At 62.8% G+C, this 21,194-nt stretch carries 16 protein-coding genes; 13 read left to right on the top strand and 3 right to left on the bottom strand.

The genetic code is table 11. The annotated features are described in order from the left end of the window. Window positions 1–71 precede the first annotated feature (71 nt). Together CKW35_RS06175 and CKW35_RS06170 are read left to right on the top strand one after the other, a co-directional pair. Complete coding sequence (locus CKW35_RS06175) at window positions 72–1,103, top strand: histone deacetylase family protein (protein ID WP_023047754.1); 1,032 nt, start codon at window positions 72–74, stop codon at window positions 1,101–1,103. An 87-nt stretch (window positions 1,104–1,190) separates the two neighbouring features. Next, the gene (locus CKW35_RS06170) at window positions 1,191–2,597 is read left to right on the top strand and encodes an amino acid permease (RefSeq protein ID WP_023047753.1); all 1,407 of its coding nucleotides are present in this window, start codon (window positions 1,191–1,193) and stop codon (window positions 2,595–2,597) included. 115 nt (window positions 2,598–2,712) lie between these two features. Here the strand turns inward: CKW35_RS06170 and catR are convergent, their stop codons facing one another. After that, window positions 2,713–3,585 (bottom strand): HTH-type transcriptional regulator CatR, encoded by an 873-nt coding sequence (catR, locus tag CKW35_RS06165; RefSeq protein ID WP_016487551.1) that lies wholly within the window; start codon window positions 3,583–3,585, stop codon window positions 2,713–2,715. A gap of 135 nt (window positions 3,586–3,720) precedes the next feature. On the opposite strand from catR, the gene CKW35_RS06160 reads away from it, so the two are divergent. The 5 genes from CKW35_RS06160 (at window position 3,721) to CKW35_RS06140 (ending at window position 9,134) form a co-directional block, all read left to right on the top strand. Further along, window positions 3,721–4,842: a muconate cycloisomerase family protein gene (locus tag CKW35_RS06160; protein WP_023047752.1), complete on the top strand. Its 1,122-nt coding sequence runs from the start codon at window positions 3,721–3,723 to the stop codon at window positions 4,840–4,842. Between the two features lie 21 nt (window positions 4,843–4,863). Continuing rightward, window positions 4,864–5,154 (top strand): muconolactone Delta-isomerase, encoded by a 291-nt coding sequence (gene catC, locus CKW35_RS06155; RefSeq protein WP_016487549.1) that lies wholly within the window; start codon window positions 4,864–4,866, stop codon window positions 5,152–5,154. A 43-nt stretch (window positions 5,155–5,197) separates the two neighbouring features. Beyond that, on the top strand, window positions 5,198–6,133 hold the full coding sequence (catA, locus tag CKW35_RS06150) for a catechol 1,2-dioxygenase (RefSeq protein WP_016487548.1): 936 nt from the start codon (window positions 5,198–5,200) through the stop codon (window positions 6,131–6,133). Between the two features lie 246 nt (window positions 6,134–6,379). Further along, on the top strand, window positions 6,380–6,874 hold the full coding sequence (locus CKW35_RS06145) for a GNAT family N-acetyltransferase (RefSeq protein WP_016487547.1): 495 nt from the start codon (window positions 6,380–6,382) through the stop codon (window positions 6,872–6,874). 163 nt (window positions 6,875–7,037) lie between these two features. Then, complete coding sequence (locus CKW35_RS06140) at window positions 7,038–9,134, top strand: bifunctional diguanylate cyclase/phosphodiesterase (RefSeq protein ID WP_095115437.1); 2,097 nt, start codon at window positions 7,038–7,040, stop codon at window positions 9,132–9,134. Window positions 9,135–9,250: 116 nt separating this feature from the next. Here the strand turns inward: CKW35_RS06140 and CKW35_RS06135 are convergent, their stop codons facing one another. After that, window positions 9,251–10,075, bottom strand: a complete 825-nt coding sequence (locus tag CKW35_RS06135) for an aldo/keto reductase (RefSeq protein WP_016487545.1) — start codon at window positions 10,073–10,075, stop codon at window positions 9,251–9,253. A 247-nt stretch (window positions 10,076–10,322) separates the two neighbouring features. On the opposite strand from CKW35_RS06135, the gene CKW35_RS06130 reads away from it, so the two are divergent. From CKW35_RS06130 to CKW35_RS06115, 4 genes are all read left to right on the top strand, one after another. Further along, window positions 10,323–11,201, top strand: coding sequence for a DMT family transporter (locus tag CKW35_RS06130; protein ID WP_016487544.1), 879 nt, complete (start codon window positions 10,323–10,325; stop codon window positions 11,199–11,201). Window positions 11,202–11,446: 245 nt separating this feature from the next. After that, on the top strand, window positions 11,447–13,702 hold the full coding sequence (katG, locus tag CKW35_RS06125; protein ID WP_095115435.1) for a catalase/peroxidase HPI: 2,256 nt from the start codon (window positions 11,447–11,449) through the stop codon (window positions 13,700–13,702). A gap of 154 nt (window positions 13,703–13,856) precedes the next feature. Then, the gene (locus tag CKW35_RS06120; RefSeq protein ID WP_016487542.1) at window positions 13,857–15,068 is read left to right on the top strand and encodes a M24 family metallopeptidase; all 1,212 of its coding nucleotides are present in this window, start codon (window positions 13,857–13,859) and stop codon (window positions 15,066–15,068) included. A 180-nt stretch (window positions 15,069–15,248) separates the two neighbouring features. Then, on the top strand, window positions 15,249–16,583 hold the full coding sequence (locus CKW35_RS06115) for an MFS transporter (RefSeq protein WP_023047750.1): 1,335 nt from the start codon (window positions 15,249–15,251) through the stop codon (window positions 16,581–16,583). A gap of 129 nt (window positions 16,584–16,712) precedes the next feature. Here CKW35_RS06115 and CKW35_RS06110 read toward each other — a convergent pair whose 3' ends face one another. Further along, the gene (locus tag CKW35_RS06110; RefSeq protein WP_016487540.1) at window positions 16,713–17,720 is read right to left on the bottom strand and encodes a GlxA family transcriptional regulator; all 1,008 of its coding nucleotides are present in this window, start codon (window positions 17,718–17,720) and stop codon (window positions 16,713–16,715) included. A gap of 181 nt (window positions 17,721–17,901) precedes the next feature. Here CKW35_RS06110 and pssA point away from each other — a divergent pair, with 181 nt between their 5' ends. Next, the gene (gene pssA, locus CKW35_RS06105; protein WP_016487539.1) at window positions 17,902–19,230 is read left to right on the top strand and encodes a CDP-diacylglycerol--serine O-phosphatidyltransferase; all 1,329 of its coding nucleotides are present in this window, start codon (window positions 17,902–17,904) and stop codon (window positions 19,228–19,230) included. A gap of 275 nt (window positions 19,231–19,505) precedes the next feature. Continuing rightward, complete coding sequence (locus CKW35_RS06100) at window positions 19,506–20,651, top strand: GGDEF domain-containing protein (RefSeq protein WP_031312520.1); 1,146 nt, start codon at window positions 19,506–19,508, stop codon at window positions 20,649–20,651. Window positions 20,652–21,194: the final 543 nt, after the last annotated feature.

Below are 21,194 nucleotides of genomic sequence, written 5' to 3'. Positions count from 1 at the left end.
TAAAGCAAAGCATTTTCACGGTTCAGGCGCGAAAATTGGTTATCCGGTAACCCTTGAAAAAGGACATTCGTGTGCTGACAGTTTTTAGCAACAATCACCGCTTGCACCATGGCTCGGAACTCAAGGACGGCGCCATTACGCCATCGTTCGAAAACCCCCAGCGTGCCGACACCGTACTGGCCCGGGTGCGCAGCACGGGCCTTGGCGATGTCATTGCCGAACAGGCCTTCGACCGGGCCTGCTACGTGGCGGCGCACAGCGAGCGCTACGTAAGCTTCCTGGAAAACGCCTGGTCGGAATGGGCCGCCACCGGCAAAACCCACGATGCGCTGCCGCTGGTGTGGCCAGTGCGCGACCTGGCCATCGACCGTGAGCCCGGCTTCATCGACGGCAAGCTGGGCTTTTATGCCATGGACGCGGGGGCCCCGATCACCGCCGGCACCTGGGAGGCGGTGCGCAGCAGCGCCGATGTTGCCTTGACCGGCATGCAGCGCATCATCGACGGTGCCGACAGTGCCTTCGCCCTGTGCCGCCCACCGGGGCACCATGCGGCCCGGGAATACATGGGCGGCTATTGCTACCTGAACAACGCCGCCATCGCCGCCGAGCGCTGCCTGAGCCAGGGCGCCAGGCGCGTGGCTGTGCTGGATGTGGACTTCCACCACGGTAACGGCACACAGAACATCTTCTACGATCGCCCCGATGTGTTCTTTGCCTCCCTGCATGGCGACCCGCACGTGTCCTACCCGTATTTTTCCGGCTACGCCCATGAACAAGGCGCAGGCGCTGGCGAAGGTTTCAACGCCAACTACCCGATGGGCAAGGGCACCCGCTGGGCCCAGTACCAGCCGGCTTTGCAGGATGCACTCAAGCGCATTGTCGCGCACAAGCCGCAGTTTCTGGTTGTGTCGCTGGGGGTCGACACCTTCGAGGATGACCCGATCAGCCACTTCAAGCTTACCAGCGACGACTTCCTGCGCATGGGCGCCGAGATCGCCAGTGCCGGTATCCCGACCCTGTTCGTGATGGAGGGCGGTTACATGGTCGACGAAATCGGCATCAACGCAGTGAACACCTTGCAAGGTTTTGAAAGCGCGCGCTAACCCGCCTGAGAAGCCGTGACGAAGCCAGTAATGGGCGTCGCCACGGCACCGCGACATGTGACAGGCCAACAATAACAAGAGGTCGCCATGCAAGACATGCCCGCAAGCCTTGAGCAAAGCAAACCGGTAACGCCCGACCGTGACGGGCACCTGCAACGCACGCTGGAAAACCGCCACATCCAGCTGATTTCCATAGGGGGCGCCATTGGCACCGGCCTGTTCATGGGCTCGGGCAAGGTGATCGCGCTGTCCGGCACCTCGATCCTGTTGGTCTACGCCATCCTCGGGTTCTTCGTGTTCTTCGTCATGCGCGCCATGGGCGAGTTGCTGTTGTCCGACCTGCGCTTCAAGTCGTTCGCCGATATCGTTGCCCATTACCTGGGCTCGCGCGCCGGCTTTGTGCTGAGCTGGTCGTACTGGCTGAGCTGGAGCGTGGCGGTGGTGGGGGACGTGGTCGTGGTGGCCGGTTTTTTCCAGTACTGGTACCCCGATGCACCGGCCTGGCTACCCGCGTTCTTCACCCTGTTCGTGCTGCTGGGGCTGAACATGCTGGCGGTGAGGATTTTTGGCGAGGTAGAGTTCTGGTTCGGCATCATCAAGATCGTCGCCATCGTGCTGTTGATCATCACGGCAGCGGTCATGATCGCCACGTCCTATACCTCGCCCAATGGCGTGGTTGCCTCGCTGTCGCACGTGGTCGCGCCGGGTGCGGTGCTGCCCCATGGCATCAGCGGTTTCTTTGCCGGGTTCCAGATTGCCGTGTTTTCCTTTGCCGGTACCGAGCTGATCGGCACCACCGCAGCGGAAGCGAAGAACCCTCATCGCTCGCTGCCCAAGGCCATCAACACCATCCCCTTGCGCATTCTGCTGTTCTACATCCTGGCGCTGGTGTGCATCATCAGCGTGGTGTCGTGGGCCGAGGTGCCGGCCAACCGCAGCCCCTTCGTCGAACTGTTCCTGCTGGCCGGCTTTCCGGCGGCGGCCGGCATGATCAACTTTGTGGTATTGACCTCGGCTGCCTCTTCGGCCAACAGCGGTGTCTACTCGGGCTGCCGGATGCTGTTCGGGCTGGCCGAGCGGCGTAACGCGCCGGCCCTGTTCGCCAGGCTTTCGGCACTGAGCGTGCCGGTGTACAGCCTGGTGTTTTCCGGCGTGTGCATGCTGATCGGGTTGAGCCTGCTGTTCATCATCCCGGAGGTGATGACGGTGTTCACGCTGATTTCGACCGTGTCGGCAATCCTGGTGATCTTTACCTGGTCGATGATCCTTGCTGCGTACCTCGCCTATCGCAAACGCAACCCGGCTGCGCACAATGCTTCGGTGTTCAAGTTGCCGGGCGGGGTGCCGGTGGCGGTCACGACCCTGGGCTTTCTCGGCTTTGTGCTGGTGTTGCTGGCACTGCAGCCGGATACCCGCCTGGCATTGTGCGTGATGCCGTTGTGGTTCGTGTTCCTGTTGCTGGCCTACCGCCGCCGCGCTCAAGCGCATTCCTGAGCACAACACATACTCTGTGGGAGCGGGCATGCCCGCGAAGCAGGCGACGCGGTGGATGGCACGGGCTCTGCCCGTGATCGCGGGCGCGCCCGCTCCCACAGGGTGCAAGTTTTGTTCATAGTGCCTGTTGCTCGATCAACCCCAGGCACCGCTGCACGATCGGGCTCACATCACCCTTGCGCCGGCTCAGAATGATCGGGCTGACGGCGCTGCTATCGAGCAAGCCGACATATTCGATATCGGTGCGGTGTTGCTGTTGTACCGACGCCGGCACCAGCGTTACCCCCACGCCGACGGCCACCAGGCCGATGGCCGTCTGCAATTCGTTGGCCCACTGGCTGACGCGGATGCTCATGCCATGCTGGGCAAACAGCGCCAGCACGTGGTCGGCATAACTGGGCCGGGGGTTGGCCGGGTAGAGGATGAACGCCTCGCCAGCCAGCTGCGCCAGGCTGACCGGGCTGCCCGCCAGCGGGTGGCCCTTGGGCAGCACGGCCACCAGCGGGTCCTCCCGCAGAACCTCTTGGTGGATGGCCGCGTCGTCGATGCGAATGCGCCCGAAGGCGATGTCGATGCGCCCGCTCTTCAAGGCTTCCACCTGCTGCAGCGTGGTCATCTCGCTCAGGCCCAGTTCCAGCTCGCTGTCCTGGCGCAGCTCGCGGATCAGCTCTGGCAACACGTTGTACAGGGTCGAGGGGGCAAACCCGATGCCCAGCCACTGGCGCTGGCCCTGGCCAATGCGGCGGGTGTTGTCGCTGATGTTCTGCAGTTGCTGCAGCACGGTGCAGGTCTGTTCGTAAAAAAAACGACCGGCCTCGGTCAGCCGCAGCGGGCGTTCGCGCACGACCAGCAGGGTGCCGAGCTGGTCCTCCAGCTGGCTGATCTGCCGGCTCAAGGGGGGTTGGGCAATGTGCAGCAGCTCGGCGGCGCGGGTGAAGTTCAGGGTCTCGGCCAAGACTTTGAAGTAACGCAGGTGGCGCAGCTCCATCAGACCTCCAGGGTATGGTGGGAGATTCATTTGATATTGGACGGTCATCAGGGTCTCGCGCAATCCTTGAGCAATCAAGTAAATGCACCATTCGGGCCTGCAGCTGGCAGCCCGACCTGACGGGACCTGGCCACAATGACAAGCGCGCTGATTGAACGTATTGATGCAATTATCGTCGACCTGCCGACCATTCGCCCGCACAAGCTGGCAATGCACACCATGCAGCAGCAGACCTTGGTGGTATTGCGCGTGCGCTGCAGCGATGGCGTGGAAGGTATCGGCGAGGCCACCACCATCGGTGGCCTGGCCTATGGCTACGAAAGCCCCGAGGGCATCAAGGCCAACATCGACGCGCACCTGGCTCCGGCGCTGATTGGCCTGGCGGCAGACAACATCAATGCGGCCATGCTCAAGCTGGACAAGCTGGCCAAGGGCAACACTTTTGCCAAATCGGGTATTGAAAGCGCCTTGCTCGACGCCCAAGGCAAACGCCTGGGGCTGCCGGTGAGCGAGCTGCTGGGCGGCCGAGTGCGTGACAGCCTGGAAGTGGCCTGGACCCTGGCCAGCGGCGACACCGCCCGTGATATCGCCGAAGCGCAGCACATGCTGGAAATTCGCCGTCACCGGGTGTTCAAGCTGAAGATTGGCGCCAACCCGGTGGAGCAGGACATCAAGCACGTGGTGACGATAAAACGCGAACTGGGCGACAGTGCCAGCGTGCGGGTCGACGTCAACCAGTACTGGGACGAGTCCCAGGCCGTGCGTGCTTGCCAGGTGCTTGGCGACAACGGTATCGACCTGATCGAGCAACCGATCTCGCGCATCAACCGTGGCGGCCAGGTGCGCCTGAACCAGCGCAGCCCGGCCCCGATCATGGCCGATGAGTCGATCGAAAGCGTCGAGGACGCCTTCAGCCTGGCCGCCGACGGCGCGGCCAGCATCTTCGCCCTGAAAATCGCCAAGAACGGTGGCCCGCGAGCTGTGTTGCGCACTGCGCAAATCGCCGAGGCCGCCGGTATAGCGCTGTATGGCGGCACCATGCTCGAAGGCTCTATCGGCACCCTGGCCTCGGCCCATGCCTTCCTTACCCTGCGCCAACTGACCTGGGGCACCGAGCTGTTCGGCCCGCTGCTGCTGACCGAAGAAATCGTCAACGAGCCGCCGCAGTACCGCGACTTCCAACTGCACATCCCCCGCACCCCAGGCCTGGGCCTGACCCTGGACGAACAGCGCCTGGCGCGCTTCGCCCGTTGCTGATCAGCCAACAAGGAGATAATCATGCTGTTCCACGTGAAGATGACCGTGAAACTGCCGGTCGACATGGACCCGGCCAAGGCCACCCAGCTCAAGGCTGATGAAAAGGAACTGGCCCAGCGCCTGCAACGTGAAGGGACCTGGCGCCACTTGTGGCGCATTGCCGGGCACTACGCCAACTACAGCGTGTTCGACGTGCCCAGCGTCGAGGCGCTGCACGACACACTGATGCAGCTGCCGCTGTTCCCGTACATGGACATCGAGGTCGACGGCCTGTGCCGGCATCCCTCGTCGATTCACAGCGACGACCGCTGATCCGCACCTGTCTGCCTGACAAGAACAATATGAGGTACGCACGATGACCGTGAAAATTTCCCACACTGCCGACATTCAAGCCTTCTTCAACAAAGTGGCTGGCCTGGACCACGCCGATGGCAACCCGCGCTTCAAGCAGATCATCCTGCGTGTGCTGCAGGACACCGCGCGCCTGGTCGAAGACCTGGAAATCACCGAAGACGAGTTCTGGCACGCCATTGATTACCTCAACCGCCTGGGGGGCCGTAACGAGGCTGGCCTGCTGGCCGCAGGCCTGGGTATCGAGCACTTCCTCGACCTGCTGCAGGACGCCAAGGATGCTGAGGCCGGCCTGAGCGGTGGCACCCCGCGTACCATCGAAGGCCCGCTGTACGTCGCCGGGGCGCCGTTGGCACAAGGCGAAGCGCGCATGGACGACGGTACCGACCCCGGCGTGGTGATGTTCCTGCAGGGGCAGGTGTTCGATGCCGACGGCAAGCCGCTGGCCGGCGCCACCGTCGACCTGTGGCACGCCAACACCCAAGGTACCTATTCGTACTTCGACTCGACCCAGTCCGAGTACAACCTGCGCCGCCGCATCATTACCGACGCCGAGGGGCGCTACCGTGCGCGCTCCATCGTGCCGTCGGGTTATGGCTGCGACCCGCAGGGCCCGACCCAGGAGTGCCTTGACCTGCTCGGCCGTCATGGTCAGCGACCGGCGCACGTGCACTTCTTCATCTCGGCACCGGGGCACCGCCACCTGACCACGCAGATCAACTTCGAGGGTGACAAATACCTGTGGGACGACTTTGCCTACGCCACCCGCGACGGTTTGATCGGCGAGCTGCGGTTTGTCGAGGACGCTGCTGCGGCGCGTGATCGCGGCGTGCAAGGCGAGCGTTTTGCCGAGCTGGCGTTCGACTTCCACCTGCAGGGGACCACGGCGCCGGAGGCCGAGGCCCGCAGCCACCGGCCGCGTGCGTTGCAGGAAGGCTGAGACCTTTGGGGCTGCTGCGCAGCCCATTCGCGGCACAAGGCCGCTCCCACAGGGATCGCGCGCGACAGTGCCATCGTGCAATCCCTGTGGGAGCGGCCTTGCGCCGCGAATGGGGCGCGTAGCGCCCCCACAATGCTGACCATTTTTCGCTGTGTTTTTGCCTGGGCCTTTCCGTGCGGGGAGGGCCCGGGCTTTTTGCTGCCGGGGCCGGTGATCTAGAATCGATCTTTTGCCCGAGCCCCGCCCATGCTGCCCATCGCGCTGCTGCCAACCACCGCTGACCAGGCTCCGCTGGTCCGCAACCTCTACCAGTTCTATGCCTACGAGTCCTCCGACTGGGAGCAGGAAGACGTCGAAGTGGATGGTCGTTTCTACATCCACGACGAGCACCTGCAACGCTACTGGCAGGACGAGGGCTGGGGCGCGTACCTGGTGCTGGCGGACGGTTTCATCGCCGGTTTCGTGCTGGTGGAACGCAGTGAGCTGCCGGGCATTCACGCGCTTGAACTGGCTGACCTGTTCATCCTGAAAAAGTACCGCCGCCAGGGCATCGGCCAGGCGGTAGCGTTGCAGCTGCTGGGCGGCGAGGGCGACTGGTTGCTGCGGTGCTACGCACACGACGCACCGGCCGTGGCGTTCTGCAGCGCCGTACTGGCGAACCTGTCGCGCCCGGCACAGGCCATTACGCTGACGGATGAACCGGACCTGCTCAGTTTCCTGGTGAGCGGCGCCCGGCATTGAGGATTGGCCGGCCGTTGTGCGACGTTGAAGCGGAATAGCGACATTTTTGTGAGCTACTTCACAAAATCGTCATGGGCGGCATAATGCCATCAACGCCTCCCTAGACCTGGCAACCGCTTGCCGGGGTCCTTTTTCTTGCGCTTCGAAGGTTCAGGTAAAGTTCATGTCGCTAGCTGCAAACCCCGACATCATGTACCGGCTGTTGATTCAGAGCGTGGTGGATTACGCCATCTACCTGCTCACCCCCGAGGGTATCGTCGCCAACTGGAACCCCGGTGCCCAGCGCGCCAAGGGCTACCTTGCCGATGAAATCGTCGGCCAGCATTACTCGTTGTTCTACCCCGATGCCGAGCGTGCAGCCGGGCGGCCAGCGCTAAACCTTGAACAGGCGCGGCGCACGGGGCGTTTTGAAGAGACAGGCTCCCGCCTGCGCAAGGACGGCACGGCGTTCCACGCCCATGTAGTGATTGAAGCCGTGTACGACGATGCCGGGCAACTGGTGGGGTTCGCCAAGGTCACCCGCGACATTTCCGAACGCCGCCGCCAGGAACTGGAGCTGCTGCAGGCCAAGGAGCTGGCCGAGCAGTACAGCCAGGAAATGGCCAAGCTGTCGCAATTCCTGGACTCGGTCATTGCCAATATTCCCGCCAGCGTCATTGTCCAGGACCTGGAAAGCCAGCGCATCCTGTTGGCCAACCAGCAGGCCGAGCGCCTGTTCGGCGGCCCAGGGCGCAGCATGATCGGCCAACGGCCTGGCGAATGCCTGAGCCCGGCGGCCGCCGACTACCTTGAGCAGCAGCTGGCCCGTGGTGCCCGTAACACCAAAGGCCATGCTGCCGAGACCCGGGTCGAGACCGCCCGTGGTCCACGGACCCTGCGCAGCCGTACCTTGCTCAGCCAGCACTCCGAGGGCCAGGCGGATTACGTGCTGTTTGTCGCCGAAGATGCCACCGAGGAACTGGCGGCCCACGCACAGATTCACCACATGGCGCACCATGATGCGCTTACCGGGCTACCCAACCGCACCTTGTTCCACGAACGCCTGCGCCAGGCGCTGGTGCGTGGCAGCGAGAACGCCAAGCTGACCGCCGCCCTGTGCCTGGACCTGGACAACTTCAAGAACATCAATGACTCCCTTGGCCATGCCTTCGGCGACAAGCTGCTGCGCGAGCTGGGCAAACGCCTGCGCCGCGAGCTGCGCGAGCACGACACCCTGGCCCGGCTGGGTGGTGACGAGTTTGCCGTGGTACTGACCGGGCTCGATGGCCGCGATGCTGCGTGCAACACTGCGCAGCGGCTGATCAACGCGATCAGCCCGCCGTTCCGGATCGAAGGGCACCAGTTCTCCGTGGGGGTAAGTATCGGCATCGCCATCGCCCCGGATGACAATGATCAGGCCGAGCAGCTGCTGGGCTACGCCGACATGGCGTTGTACGAGGCCAAGCGCAACGGCCGCAATCGCTATGAATGCTTCGACGTGGAGCTTGACGTCGCTGCCCGCCAGCGCCGCCTGGTGGAAACCGACTTGCGCACAGCGCTGCACCTGGGCCAGTTGCAGCTGCATTACCAACCCGTGGTGGACCAGAAAACCAGTAGCGTGACCGGTTATGAGGCATTGCTGCGCTGGGAGCACCCGACCCGGGGCATGGTCATGCCCATGGACTTCATCCCTATCGCCGAGGAAACCGGGCTGATTCATGAACTGGGTATCCGGGCCTTGAACCTGGCCTGCCAGGAAGCGGCCAGCTGGGACAGTGAGCAGACGGTGTCGGTCAACCTGTCGCCGGTGCAGTTCAAAAATGCCAACCTGGTGCAGCTTGTCGCCTTGGCCCTGGCCGACTCGGGCCTGCCGGCGCAGCGCCTGGAGCTGGAAATAACCGAGTCGGTGTTGCTGGGTAACAGCGACGAAAACGTGCGCACCTTGCGCGCGCTGAAGGACTTGGGGGTATCGATTTCGCTGGACGATTTTGGAACCGGCTATTCATCGCTCGGCTACTTGCGCTCGTTCCCGTTCGACCGGATCAAGATCGACAAGTCGTTCGTGCATGACATGTGCGACAGCCGTGAAGCAATGTCGATCATCCGCGCCATTACCGACCTGTCCAACAGCCTGATGATCAAGACCACGGCCGAAGGGGTGGAGTCGCAAGAGCAGATGCGCCGGCTGGCGGCGGAGGGGTGCTCGCATTTCCAGGGCTACCTGTACGGGCGGCCGGCACCGGCGAGCGAGCGGTTGAAGCAGGTCATTACGCCAGGCTGACGGCTCACGCAGCCGATTGTGGGGGTAATTGGCTTGCTCAAATTTCAAGAGCTTGTGCAATCCTTGTGGGAGCGGCCATGCCCGCGCCCACAAGGTCCGTGTCGCGCTTACGAATTTCAGCTATTCCAGTCTGGCGCAAACGGCGGGCTTACCACGCGCTGGTCTTTCGGCAATTGGGCAATCGCCGTGCGGTCTTCGTCGTCCAGTTGCACGTTCAATGCAGCCAGGTTGGCCAACTGGTTCTCGCGGCTGCTGGCTTTGGGGATCGCCGCCACACCGTCCTGGTCCAGCAACCACTTCAGTGCCACCTGGCTGGGCAGCACGCCATGCTTGCGGGCAATCGCCTGGATCACTGGCTGCGCCGCCGCCTGGCCCCGGGCCAGCGGGGTGTAGGCGGTGAGCAACAGGTCATGGCGGCGGGCGTAGTCGAGCAGCGGTTGCTGGCCGAGCAGCACGTGGTATTCCACCTGAATCGCCGACAACGGCGCGCCCAGGGTTTCCACCACCTGGCGCAGCAGGCCCAGCGGGAAGTTGGCCACGCCAATATGCCGTGCCTTGCCCTCGTCACGCAGCGCAACCAGGGTGTCGATACTGCGCGCCAGGTCCCAATCCTTGCCGGGCCAGTGGATATGGAACAGGTCGACCTGCTCGGTGCCCAATGCGCGCAGGCTGTCTTCCAGCGACTGGCGCATGGCCTTGGGCTCCAGGCGGTCCCACCACACCTTGGTGGTGAGGTGGATCTGTTCGCGTGGTACGTCGCTGTCGCGCAGGGCCTGGCCAACGGCCGCTTCGTTTTCGTAGGCTGTGGCAGTGTCGATGTGCCGGTAACCCAGGTCCAGCGCCTGGTGCACGGCCTGGGTGCATTCGGTGCCGGTCATCGGCCAGGTGCCCAGGCCGATTGCAGGCAGGTCCAGACCGTTTCGGGTGGTGAGCCTTTGCATGTAAATTCCTTGTAGGGTGTGCAGGGTTCGCATTCGATGGTCGGCGATCAGCGAAGCGCGGGCCATGCGTTCGAGGCACAAACTGGTCGATCAGCGAACAGTATTTGCCGTCAGCGTGGGCAAGCGGCAATTGAACTTCCTTATCCTGCGGCATCTCTTCTAGAATTCGAGCTGTTGCATCCGCCGGGCCACGCCTGCGCGGCCTTCCCTGGGCGTGGCATGCCGCCGCGCCGTCATCGAGAGAGCCATGAGTTCCAGCACACCGCTGTCCGGCGTCAACCAACCCTTGCGGGGTATCGCACTGGTGGTGGGAGCGACGTTCCTGTTCGCCAGCCACGATGCCCTGTCCAAATTCCTCGGCGGCCTTTACCCGATCGTGATGGTGGTGTGGGCACGTTATGTGGTGCATACGCTGCTGATGGCCGGCATTTTTCTGCCCAAGTCTGGCCTCAACGTATTGCGCACCCGCCGGCCGGTATTGCAGACCTTGCGGGCCTTGAGCCTGCTGAGCACCAGCTTGCTGTTCACCAGCGGCCTTCAGTACCTGCCGCTGGCTGAGGCGACGGCGGTCAACTTCCTTGCCCCGGTGCTGGTCACCGCGTTGTCGGCGCCGCTGCTCAAAGAGCGGGTGACGGTGGGGCAGTGGGTGGCGGTAGTGCTGGGTTTCATCGGCGTGCTGGTGGTGGTGCACCCGGGTGGAGCGATGTTTACCCCGGCCATTCTGTACCCGTTCGGTTCGGCGTTGGGCTTCTGCTTCTATCAGCTGCTGACGCGCATTCTGGCTGCACATGACAGCCCGACTACGAGCAACTTCTATGCAGGGCTGTGCAATACCCTGGCAATGAGTGCACTGGTGCCGTTCTTCTGGGAGGTGCCGCGGTGGGACCATGCCCTGCTGATGCTGGCACTGGGCGGCTTTGGCATGACTGCGCACCTGCTGCTGACCCAGGCCTTCCGCCATGCGGCACCGGCGTTGCTGGCGCCGTTCAGCTACTGCCAGATCGTGTTTGCCGGTTTGCTTGGGCTTGTATTCTATAGCCAGGTGCCGGATACCTTGAGCCTGGTGGGGATTTCGGTGATCTGCCTCAGTGGGCTGGGGGCGGCGTGGATGCAGCGGCGCAAGTAAAACCTGTACCGCCTGTTCGGATTGATGCGCGGGTTTACCTGCGAAGAGGCCGGTACAAGCAAACCTGACAGAGCCAGCCTATCACCCTCTAACAGCCACTCTATTAGAACTCTGCCCAAGCTCGTCTAGTCTTTCCCGTGGCCCCGTGTAGACCTGATGAGGGGTAGCACGACCCCCCACGCTCGGCTGAAAGAACACCTGGCATAGACCGGAAATCTGGATAACCGACCCAAAGGTACCCGCAGATGTCGAACGAATCGAAATGCCCGTTCCATCAAACCGCAGGTGGCGGCACCACCAACCGTGACTGGTGGCCTGACCAGCTCAACCTTCGAATTCTTCACCAGCATTCGTCGAAGTCCAGCCCCGATCCGGACTTCGACTATGCCAAGGCGTTCAAAAGCCTCGACTTCCAGGCCCTGAAGAACGACCTGACTGCCCTGATGACCGACTCGCAGGACTGGTGGCCTGCCGACTTCGGCCACTATGGCCCGCTGTTCATCCGCATGGCCTGGCACAGCGCCGGCACCTACCGCATTGGCGATGGCCGCGGCGGCGCGGGCTCGGGGCAGCAACGTTTCGCCCCGCTCAACAGCTGGCCGGACAACGTCAGCCTGGACAAGGCCCGGCGGCTGCTGTGGCCGATCAAGCAGAAGTACGGCAACAAGATTTCCTGGGCCGACCTGATCGTGCTCACCGGCAACGTTGCTCTCGAATCCATGGGCTTCAAGACTTTCGGCTTCTCGGGCGGGCGCGCTGATGTATGGGAGCCGGACGAAGATGTGTACTGGGGTTCGGAAAAGGTCTGGCTGGGTGGCGATACCCGCTACGGCAAGGAACAGGTCAAGGCGCAGCCACCCGGGCAGGGTGACCTGGTGGCCGAGCCGGCCAAGCATGGTGAAGAGCAGAATCGCGACCTGTCGGCTGAGCGTAACCTGGAAAACCCGCTGGCCGCCGTACAGATGGGCCTGATCTACGTGAACCCGGAAGGCCCGGAAGGCAACCCAGACCCGGTGGCCTCTGGCCGGGACATCCGTGAAACCTTTGGCCGCATGGCCATGAACGATGAAGAAACTGTGGCGCTGATCGCCGGTGGCCACGCCTTCGGCAAGACCCACGGTGCCGGCCCCGCCGACAACGTCGGCCCCGAACCCGAAGCGGCAGGCCTGGAGTTGCAGGGCCTGGGTTGGCCCAACAAGTTTGGTTCAGGCAAAGGTGGGGATACCATCACCAGCGGCCTGGAAGTGACCTGGACCTCCACCCCGACCAAGTGGAGCAACGAGTACCTGAACAACCTCTTCAGCTTTGAGTGGGAGCTGACCAAAAGCCCGGCCGGCGCGCATCAGTGGCAGCCGAAAGAGGGCAAAGGCGCAGGCACAGTGCCAGATGCCCACGATCCAGGTAAAAAACATGCACCGTCCATGTTGACCTCTGACCTGGCGCTGCGCTTCGACCCCATCTACGAGCCGATCGCTCGCCGCTTCAAGGACAACCCTGACCAGCTGGCGGATGCCTTCGCCCGCGCCTGGTACAAGCTCATCCACCGCGACATGGGCCCACTGGCGCGCTACCTGGGCCCGGAAATGCCCAATGAAGAGCTGCTGTGGCAAGACCCGTTGCCCAAGGCCGATCCAGCCACGATCAGCGAGCAAGACATCGCAGACCTCAAAACCAGGATTCTGGCTTCGGGCTTGACTGTGGGTGAGCTGGTCTCCACCGCGTGGGCATCCGCGTCGACCTTCCGTGGCTCCGACAAGCGCGGGGGGGCCAATGGCGCACGTTTGCGCCTGGCGCCGCAGAAAGACTGGGCTGCCAACCAGGGTGTAGACAAGGTGCTGGCGGCGCTGGAGAAGATACAGGGCGAGTTCAATAGCGGCGGCAAAAAGGTCTCCCTGGCCGACCTGATCGTACTGGCCGGTACTGCAGCCGTTGAAAAAGCTGCCCGGGATGCTGGCTACAGTGGCAGCGTCGGGTTCCGCCCGGGCCGCGTCGATGCGTCCCAGGCGCAGACCGACGTCGAGTCGTTCGCCGTGCTGGAGCCGTTGGCCGATGGCTTCCGCAATTTCGCCAAGGCTCGCTACAGCGTCAAGGCCGAAAAGCTGTTGCTGGACAAGGCCCAGTTGCTGACCCTGACTGCGCCGGAACTGACCGTGCTGATCGGCGGCCTGCGGGTGCTGGGTGCCAACCATGGCGGCAGCCAGCAGGGCGTGTTCACCGACAAGCCCGGCACCTTGAGCAACGACTTCTTCCGCAACCTGCTGGACATGGGCGTGGAATGGAAGTCGACGTCGCCGGACGACGAAACCTTCGAAGGCCGCGACCGCAAGACCGGGCAGGTTAAATGGAACGCTAGCCGGGTTGACCTGGTGTTTGGTTCGCATGCCCAGCTGCGGGCGCTGAGCGAGGTGTATGGCAGCAGTGACGGGGGTGACAAGTTCGTTCGGGACTTTGTGGCCGCCTGGCAGAAGGTCATGGAGCTGGACCGTTTTGACCTGAAGTAAAGGTGTTATGGGGGGCGCAAAGCGCCCCCTTGGCCCTGGTGATCCCGCCAATTCCAGGTCGGATAGGTACAAAAGCGTCCTCGTCGGTTCTGTTGCAATGCTTCTCAGGCAGCCAGCCTGAACAGCGTGCTTACAACGACAAGGAACCCCGACCATGCAAATGCCAAAGACCCTCAAAATCCGCAATGGTGACAAGGTGCAGCCGACCTTTTCGGCGCAGGAGTATGCGGCTCGCCATGCGCGGCTGCGGGCCTACATGGCAGACCAGGACATTGAGGCGGCGATCTTCACCTCGTACCATAACGTCAATTACTACAGTGATTTCCTCTACTGCTCGTTTGGCCGTCCCTATGCGCTGGTAATCACCCAGGACAAGGTTGTCTCTATCAGCGCCAACATTGATGGCGGCCAGCCATGGCGGCGTACCGTCGGCACTGACAACATCGTCTACACCGACTGGCAACGCGACAACTACTTCGTTGCCATCCAGCAGGCGCTGCCGCTGGCCTCGCGTATTGGCGTCGAATACGACCACCTCAACCTGCAAAACCATGCCAAGCTGGCCGCCTGCTACCCCAAAGCCGAGCTGCTGGACATTGGCGCGCCTTGCATGCGTATGCGCATGATCAAATCGGCCGAGGAACAGGCGCTGATCCGCCATGGTGCACAGGTCGCGGACATTGGCGGCGCGGCAATTGTAGAGGCGCTGCGCGACCAGGTGCCTGAGTACGAGGTGGCGCTGCATGCCACCCAGGCAATGGTCCGCGAAATCGCCAAGCGCTTCCCCGATGCGGAGCTGATGGACACCTGGACCTGGTTCCAGTCCGGGCTCAACACCGATGGCGCACACAACCCAGTGACCAGCCGCCGCGTCGGCAAAGGTGAAATCCTGAGCCTCAACTGCTTCCCGATGATCGCCGGCTACTACACCGCGCTGGAGCGCACACTGTTCCTCGACCACTGCCCGGATGAATACCTGCGCCTGTGGCAGGCCAACGTGGAAGTGCACGAGGCGGGGTTGAAACTGGTACGCCCGGGCATGCGCTGCAGCGACATCGCCCGTGAACTGAACGAAATCTTCCTGCGCCATGACCTGCTGCAGTACCGCACCTTCGGTTATGGCCATTCGTTCGGCACCCTGAGCCACTACTACGGGCGCGAAGCGGGGCTGGAGCTGCGCGAAGACATCGACACAGTGCTGGAGCCTGGCATGGTGGTGTCGATCGAACCGATGATCATGCTGCCCGAAGGGCGACCGGGGGCGGGTGGGTATCGCGAGCATGACATCCTGATCGTCAACGACAAAGGCGCCGAGAACATCACCAAATTCCCGTATGGGCCGGAGCACAACATCATTCGCAAATAAACACCGAAGCTGGCCTCATCGCCGGCAAGCCAGCTCCCATAGCTACTGCATAGCACGCAATACCTGTGCAGTCCCTGTGGGAGCGGGCTTGCCGGCGATGAGGCCAGCCCGGACAACAAAAATATCACTGTATGACCACCAGACCCTGCCTCCAATTAAAAGAACCAGAGGGTACCCGTCATGTCCAGCACCACACTTGACCCATCCGCCGTCGCCGGCCCCACATACAACGCCGAACGCCAGGCCCTGCGCAAGGCCGCCCGGGCCAGTTTCATGGGCAACTTCGTCGAGTGGTTCGACTACGCCGCCTACGGCTACCTGGCCACCATCATCGCCGCCACCTTCTTCCCGCAAACCGACAAGACCACTGGCCTGCTGGCAACCTTCGCTGTGTTTGCCCTGTCGTTCCTGGTACGTCCGCTGGGCGGCATCGTCTGGGGGCACTTTGGCGACCGCCATGGTCGGCGCAACGCACTGTCGTGGTCGATCCTGATCATGTCGGTATCCACCTTCTGCATTGGCCTGTTGCCAGGTTATGCGCAGATCGGCTTGTGGGCGCCGGGCTTGTTGCTACTTATCCGCCTGGTGCAGGGCTTTTCCGCCTCCGGTGAGTACGCTGGTGCTGCGGCGTTTCTGGCTGAATACGCGCCGCCCGGCCGGCGTGGCCTGTACACCAGCATCGTGCCGGCCAGTACGGCGGCGGGGTTGCTGTTTGGTGCGGCGTTCGTGGCGGTGCTGCACGAACTGCTCAGCAGCCAGGCCCTGCACGAATGGGGCTGGCGCCTGCCGTTCCTGCTGGCGGCACCGTTCGGCCTTGTAGGGCGCTATATCCGCATGAGCCTGCAGGACACACCCAAGTTCCTGGAGATGGAACAGCGCCTGGAAAACAAGGCCGGCATGACGCCTATGCCGCTGCGCGAGCTGCTGGGCCAGCACCGCCGCAGCCTGGCCATCGGCATTGGTGTCACCTGCCTGAACGCGGTGGCGTTCTATTTGCTGCTCAGCTACATGCCGACTTATCTGTCCAGTGAAATGGGCATGAGCGAGCGGGATTCATTCATTGCTTCGACCGTGTCGCTGGCCACTTACATCGGCTTGATCTTCCTGATGGGGCGGCTGTCTGACCGGTTTGGCCGCAAGACCATGCTGGTGGTGGCTTCGCTGTTGTTCCTGGGGCTGACCGTACCGTTGTTCCGCCTGCTTGACGGTCAACCGCTGCTGGTCATCCTGGCGATCCAGATTTGCTTCGGGGCGATTCTGGCGATGAATGACGGGACGTTGCCGTGCCTGCTGGCCGAGATTTTCCCCACCCGGGTGCGTTTCAGCGGGTTTGCCCTGAGCTTCAATGTGGCCAACGCGCTGTTTGGCGGGACTGCGCCGTTCATTGCCACCTGGCTTATCCAGGTGACTGGCAGCAAGCTGGCGCCGGCGGGGTATTTGCTGGCGGCAGCACTGGTGGCGCTGGTTGCCATGCTTATGTGTCGGGAGACCGCACATTCCGCCCTGGAGGATTAACTACCCTGTACCGGCCTCTTCGCGGGCGCGCCCGCTCCCACAGGGACCCCACAGATTCGAATACTGTGGGGTCCCTGTAGGAGCGGGCGTGCCCGCGAAGAGGCCGGTAAAACCAGTACAAACCTTGAATTAATGCAGCGAAGCCTGCCGCCGCTCCCCCAGCGGCGACAAGCCAAAGAACCGGCTGTAGCTCTTGGAAAAGTGCGCCGGCGAGCTGAACCCGCAGGCCAGCGCCACCTCGCGCACCTGCACGTCACTGCGCAGCAGCAACTCCCGCGCCCGCGACAGCCGCAGCTCCAGGTAGTACTGGCTGGGCGTGCGCTGCAGGTATTTATGGAACAGCCGCTCCAGTTGGCGCACGGTGACCTCGTTGAGGCTGGCAAGCTCCTCGAGCCCCAATGGTTCCTCCAGGTTGGCCTCCATGATCGCCACCACCTGGCTCAGCTTGGGTTGGGCGCTGCCAAGCAGGGTGCGCAGCGGTACCCGCTGGCGATCACGCTCGCCCCGCACCCGGTCGCACAGCAATAACTCGGCCGCCTTGGCCGCAATGTCCTGACCCCCGGGCTCGCGCGCCACCAGTTGCAGCATCATGTCCATGGCTGCCACACCGCCCGAGCAGGTATAGCGGTCGCGGTCCAGTTCGAACAGCTGGCTGGAAATGACAATGCCGGGGAAGTGCGCCTGCAGTGTCGGCAGGTCTTCCCAATGGATGGTGCAGCGGTAGCCTTTGAGCAGTTCGGCCTTGGCCAACAGGTAGCTCCCGGTGCAGATACCACCCAATGGCAGGTGCTGGCGGGCCAGCTTGCGCAACCAGTCGATCAGCGGGCGGCTGCTACGGCCCCGGTCGATCGGGTTGGCCCCGACCACCAGCAGCGCATCCAGCTGGGGGGCGTTGGCGATGCCGTAGTCAGGCAGTACCCGCATGCCGTTGCTGGCGACCACTGGCGCCTCGTCTGCGGCAATCAGCACGCTGCGAAACAGTGGTTTGCGTGCGGCCAGGTTGGCCATGCGCAGGGTTTCCACCGCCGACGCCAGGCCGATGGTGGTGAAGTTGGGCAAAATCAGAAAGCCGAACGTCTTTACCGAACAACTCTTTACAATAGAGGGCGATAGGTTTGCAGAAGCGGGGTAGACCATTGCGCTGTTCCTGTGCAAGCTGAGGCATAGTTCGTCAGGGGCAGTGAGAAAATACAGCCTCGCGTGGTTCTTGTTGTTATAGGTCGTTGCCGGCTCGATCTTACACCCCGGGCGCAGCGGCCAGGAATGGCCCCGCCGGCTGGCAGGGCCGACAGTGATTGCACAGAGAAGGTGATCGTTCGTGAACCCCGAAACCATGCTGGCGGCATTGCCAGGCTACGCCATGTCGCCCGAGTCGATCCAGGTGCTGCCGGATGCCAAGGCATACCGCGCCTGCTTGCTCGAACGCATCCACGCCGCGACCCGGCGCATCGTCATCGTCGCCCTGTACCTGCAGGAAGACGAGGCAGGCCAGGAAGTGCTGGATGCGTTGTACCAGGTCAAGGCCGAGCGACCAGGCCTGGAAATCACCATTGTGGTCGACTGGTTTCGTGCCCGCCGTGGTCTGCTGGGGGGCGGGCGCCAGCCGGGTAACGCCGCCTGGTATCAGGCCCAACGCCAGTTGCGTGGGCTGGATATCGTGATTCATGGGGTGCCGGTGCAGACCCGCGAGCTGTTCGGCGTGTTGCACCTGAAGGGCAGCATCATCGACGACTGCGTGATCTACACCGGCGCCAGCCTGAACAACGTGTACCTGCACCGCTTCGACCGTTATCGCCTGGACCGCTACCACCTGTTCCAGTCCCCGGGGCTGGCCGATGCCATGGTCGACCTGGTGCGGCGCCTGCTGCACCACACCGCCACACCGCGCCTCGACTTGCCTGCGCCACCTGCCACCCGTAGCCTGCGCGGCGACATCCGGCGCTTGCGTGCGCGGTTGCGGCGCATGGCATACGAGGCACCGGCCAGCATGGCAGGGGAAGGGCTGCGGGTTATTCCGCTGTTGGGCGTGGGCCGTGGCAACCCGCTGAACCGGGCGCTGTGCGCCTTGTTGGCGGCGGCGCGCACGCAACTCATCATCAGTACGCCGTATTTCAACCCCCCGCGGGTGGTGATGCGCGAGCTTGACCATGCGCTGGAGCGTGGTGTGCAGGTTGAGCTGATTGTCGGCGATCGCACGGCCAATGACTTCTATATCGCCCCTGGCGAGCCGTTCAGCGCCAGTGGCGCCTTGCCTTATCTGTATGAAGACAACCTGCGTGCCTTCGCCCGGCGCCGCCATGCCGCCATTGCCAGCGGCCAGTTACAGGTACGCATCTGGAACGATCCTGGGCATACCTTTCATGCCAAGGGCGTGTGGGTCGACCAGCGCTATTCGTTGCTGACCGGCAACAACCTGAACCCGCGCGGGTTCAACCTGGACCTGGAGAACGGCCTGCTGATCGATGACCCGCACGGGCAATGGCTGACGCCGAGGGAAGCGGAGTTGAACGCGCTACGCCGGCATGCGCCGAAGATTGGTTCGGCAGAGGCGCTGGGCGTGAAGGCCGAGCATCCCAAGGAGGTCCGCAAATTTCTGCGGCGCTTGCGTTTCAGCCGTTTGGAACCGTTGATCAAGCGCGTGCTCTGAGGCACTGCGCCAGGCACTGCCGTGCTTTTTTGGGGGCAACGGGTGAGTTTGCTTTCAGGCATCAAGGGGGCGAGGGCACCGCGATTTCGGTGGTGCACGCGGTGCCTTGATGTCAATATGATGTTACCTGCGTGAGCCCTCCGTTGGGGGCTGGGCTATCATTTGCAGTCAACCGTACAAGGCCCCTCTGAAAAATCATCACGAGCGCATACAATCGGGCCCTTTCTTCGTTAACCAGATAGGCCAAAGCGTATATGGCGCTAGATCCACCCACGATGCTGACCATCTCGGTCGCCCTGGCAGCGGCGGCTGCCCTGTACCTGGCGATTGAGTGGCGCAGTGTCCGCGAAACCTCCTTGCTGTTCTGGAGCGCCGGCTTTGCCACGATTACTGTCGGTTGTGTTTTGGCCTTGTTGCGCGGGTCTGGGTTGTTGTTCATCGGCATCTGGTTCGCCAACGGTTTGCTGGTGGTGGCGCACGGGTTCTTCCTGACGGGCGTATTGCGTTTTACCCAGGACCGCTTGTCGCGGGGCTGGCTAATGATTGTGGTGGTCTGGTTCGCCTTGCTGTTGCTGCCTGTAGGGCCGCAGTGGTCGAAGGTGATGCTGATGGTCAACTCGTTGCTGGTGGCGTCGCTGACGCTCAAGGCCAGCTCCCTGCTGCGGCCCCATGGCAAGTCGCTGAGTGTGGGGGCAGTACAACTGCGCTATGTGTTGCTGATCCATGGGCTGTTCTATGTGGCCAAGGCGGGCATTGCCATCACGCCGGGGACGTTGATTGACCTGGCCACCTTTGGTGGCCTGATCATCCAGATCTCCTTGGTCGAGGGGGCGATGGCGATCATGCTGATTGCCTTGTCGATGACCGGCACCGTGCGCTATCGGCGCGAGGAGCGGATTGCCCGGCTGGCAGCCCGCGACCCGTTGACCGCGTTGTATAACCGGCGTGCGCTGGAGGTGCGGGCCGGGCATTTCTTCAAGGACGTGAGCCCGGCGCAGCCTGGGGCGTTGCTGCTGATCGACATCGACAACTTCAAGCTGGTCAACGACCTGCACGGGCATATTGCCGGGGACCGCTTGCTGGTTGCCTTGAGCGAGATGATTCGCACGGTGCTGCCGGAGCGGGCGCTGGCCGCGCGGTTGGGCGGCGATGAGTTCGTCATCTTGTTGAATGGGGCGAGTAGCGAGCAGGTAATGGAGCTGGGCGGGCTGTTGCGCGAGCAATTCCAGCAGTATGCCGGCAAGACCGTGCCCACGCCGCACGCGGTTACCTTGAGTATTGGCGTGAACCTGTTCGACCAGCCGCCGGCGAGCCTGGCGGCATTGATCGAGCAAGGGGATGTGGCCTTGTACCAGTCCAAGCGCAGTGGGCGCGACAGTATTCGGTTTGTGGAGCGTCCGATGGCTGACATTAATCACTAGGCTGCTTTTTGCTTTTTGCTTTTGCTTCTAAGCGCGCGACAGTTCAGGCAACGCAGATTGCGACTTCAGGAGGCCGAGCGCAGGGCTTGCGGAGGGAGGTGACGGGCATGGATGCCCGTCAAGCGCTGGGCCCCAGGATGGGGCCTGCAGCGCGGTCCTCCCGGGAGCAAGCCCGGAGCGAGGGGACCCCGGAGCGCAGCGTAGGGGCCGGATGATGGGAGCGCAGCGTTTTTTGGTTACTTTTTGTCGCGTTTGACAAAAAGTGACCCGCCGTAAGGGCGGAAAGGTGATTTGGCGCCACCTTTGAAAATGAATGTTGACTCATTGTTGATGCCCACACCTGAATGCGAACAGCGAACAGCGAACAGCGAACAGCGAACAGCGAACAGCGAACAGCGAACAGCGAACAGCGAACAGCGAACAGCGAACAGCGAACAGCGAACAGCGAACAGCGAACAGCGAACAGCGAACAGCGAAACAGTGCTGGTTTTTAGCTCGCGCATAGGCCATTTGCGATGGCGACACTAACTCACCTTTTCGCCC

Origin of the sequence: Pseudomonas sp. Irchel 3F3, assembly GCF_900187545.1 — a bacterium.
In the GTDB taxonomy this organism is placed as follows: Bacteria; Pseudomonadota; Gammaproteobacteria; order Pseudomonadales; family Pseudomonadaceae; genus Aquipseudomonas; species Aquipseudomonas fortuita.
This window is presented reverse-complemented; position numbering and strand designations above follow the sequence as displayed.

Bases quoted from the DNA above. Each gene is read 5' to 3' on its own strand.
- CKW35_RS06170 (WP_023047753.1), top strand. From the start codon at position 1,191: ATGCAAGACATGCCCGCAAGCCTTGAGCAAAGCAAACCGGTAACGCCC.
- catR (WP_016487551.1), bottom strand. From the start codon at position 3,585: ATGGAGCTGCGCCACCTGCGTTACTTCAAAGTCTTGGCCGAGACCCTG.
- CKW35_RS06160 (WP_023047752.1), top strand. From the start codon at position 3,721: ATGACAAGCGCGCTGATTGAACGTATTGATGCAATTATCGTCGACCTG.
- catC (WP_016487549.1), top strand. From the start codon at position 4,864: ATGCTGTTCCACGTGAAGATGACCGTGAAACTGCCGGTCGACATGGAC.
- catA (WP_016487548.1), top strand. From the start codon at position 5,198: ATGACCGTGAAAATTTCCCACACTGCCGACATTCAAGCCTTCTTCAAC.
- CKW35_RS06145 (WP_016487547.1), top strand. From the start codon at position 6,380: ATGCTGCCCATCGCGCTGCTGCCAACCACCGCTGACCAGGCTCCGCTG.
- CKW35_RS06140 (WP_095115437.1), top strand. From the start codon at position 7,038: ATGTCGCTAGCTGCAAACCCCGACATCATGTACCGGCTGTTGATTCAG.
- CKW35_RS06135 (WP_016487545.1), bottom strand. From the start codon at position 10,075: ATGCAAAGGCTCACCACCCGAAACGGTCTGGACCTGCCTGCAATCGGC.
- CKW35_RS06130 (WP_016487544.1), top strand. From the start codon at position 10,323: ATGAGTTCCAGCACACCGCTGTCCGGCGTCAACCAACCCTTGCGGGGT.
- katG (WP_095115435.1), top strand. From the start codon at position 11,447: ATGTCGAACGAATCGAAATGCCCGTTCCATCAAACCGCAGGTGGCGGC.
- CKW35_RS06120 (WP_016487542.1), top strand. From the start codon at position 13,857: ATGCAAATGCCAAAGACCCTCAAAATCCGCAATGGTGACAAGGTGCAG.
- CKW35_RS06115 (WP_023047750.1), top strand. From the start codon at position 15,249: ATGTCCAGCACCACACTTGACCCATCCGCCGTCGCCGGCCCCACATAC.
- CKW35_RS06110 (WP_016487540.1), bottom strand. From the start codon at position 17,720: ATGGTCTACCCCGCTTCTGCAAACCTATCGCCCTCTATTGTAAAGAGT.
- CKW35_RS06100 (WP_031312520.1), top strand. From the start codon at position 19,506: ATGCTGACCATCTCGGTCGCCCTGGCAGCGGCGGCTGCCCTGTACCTG.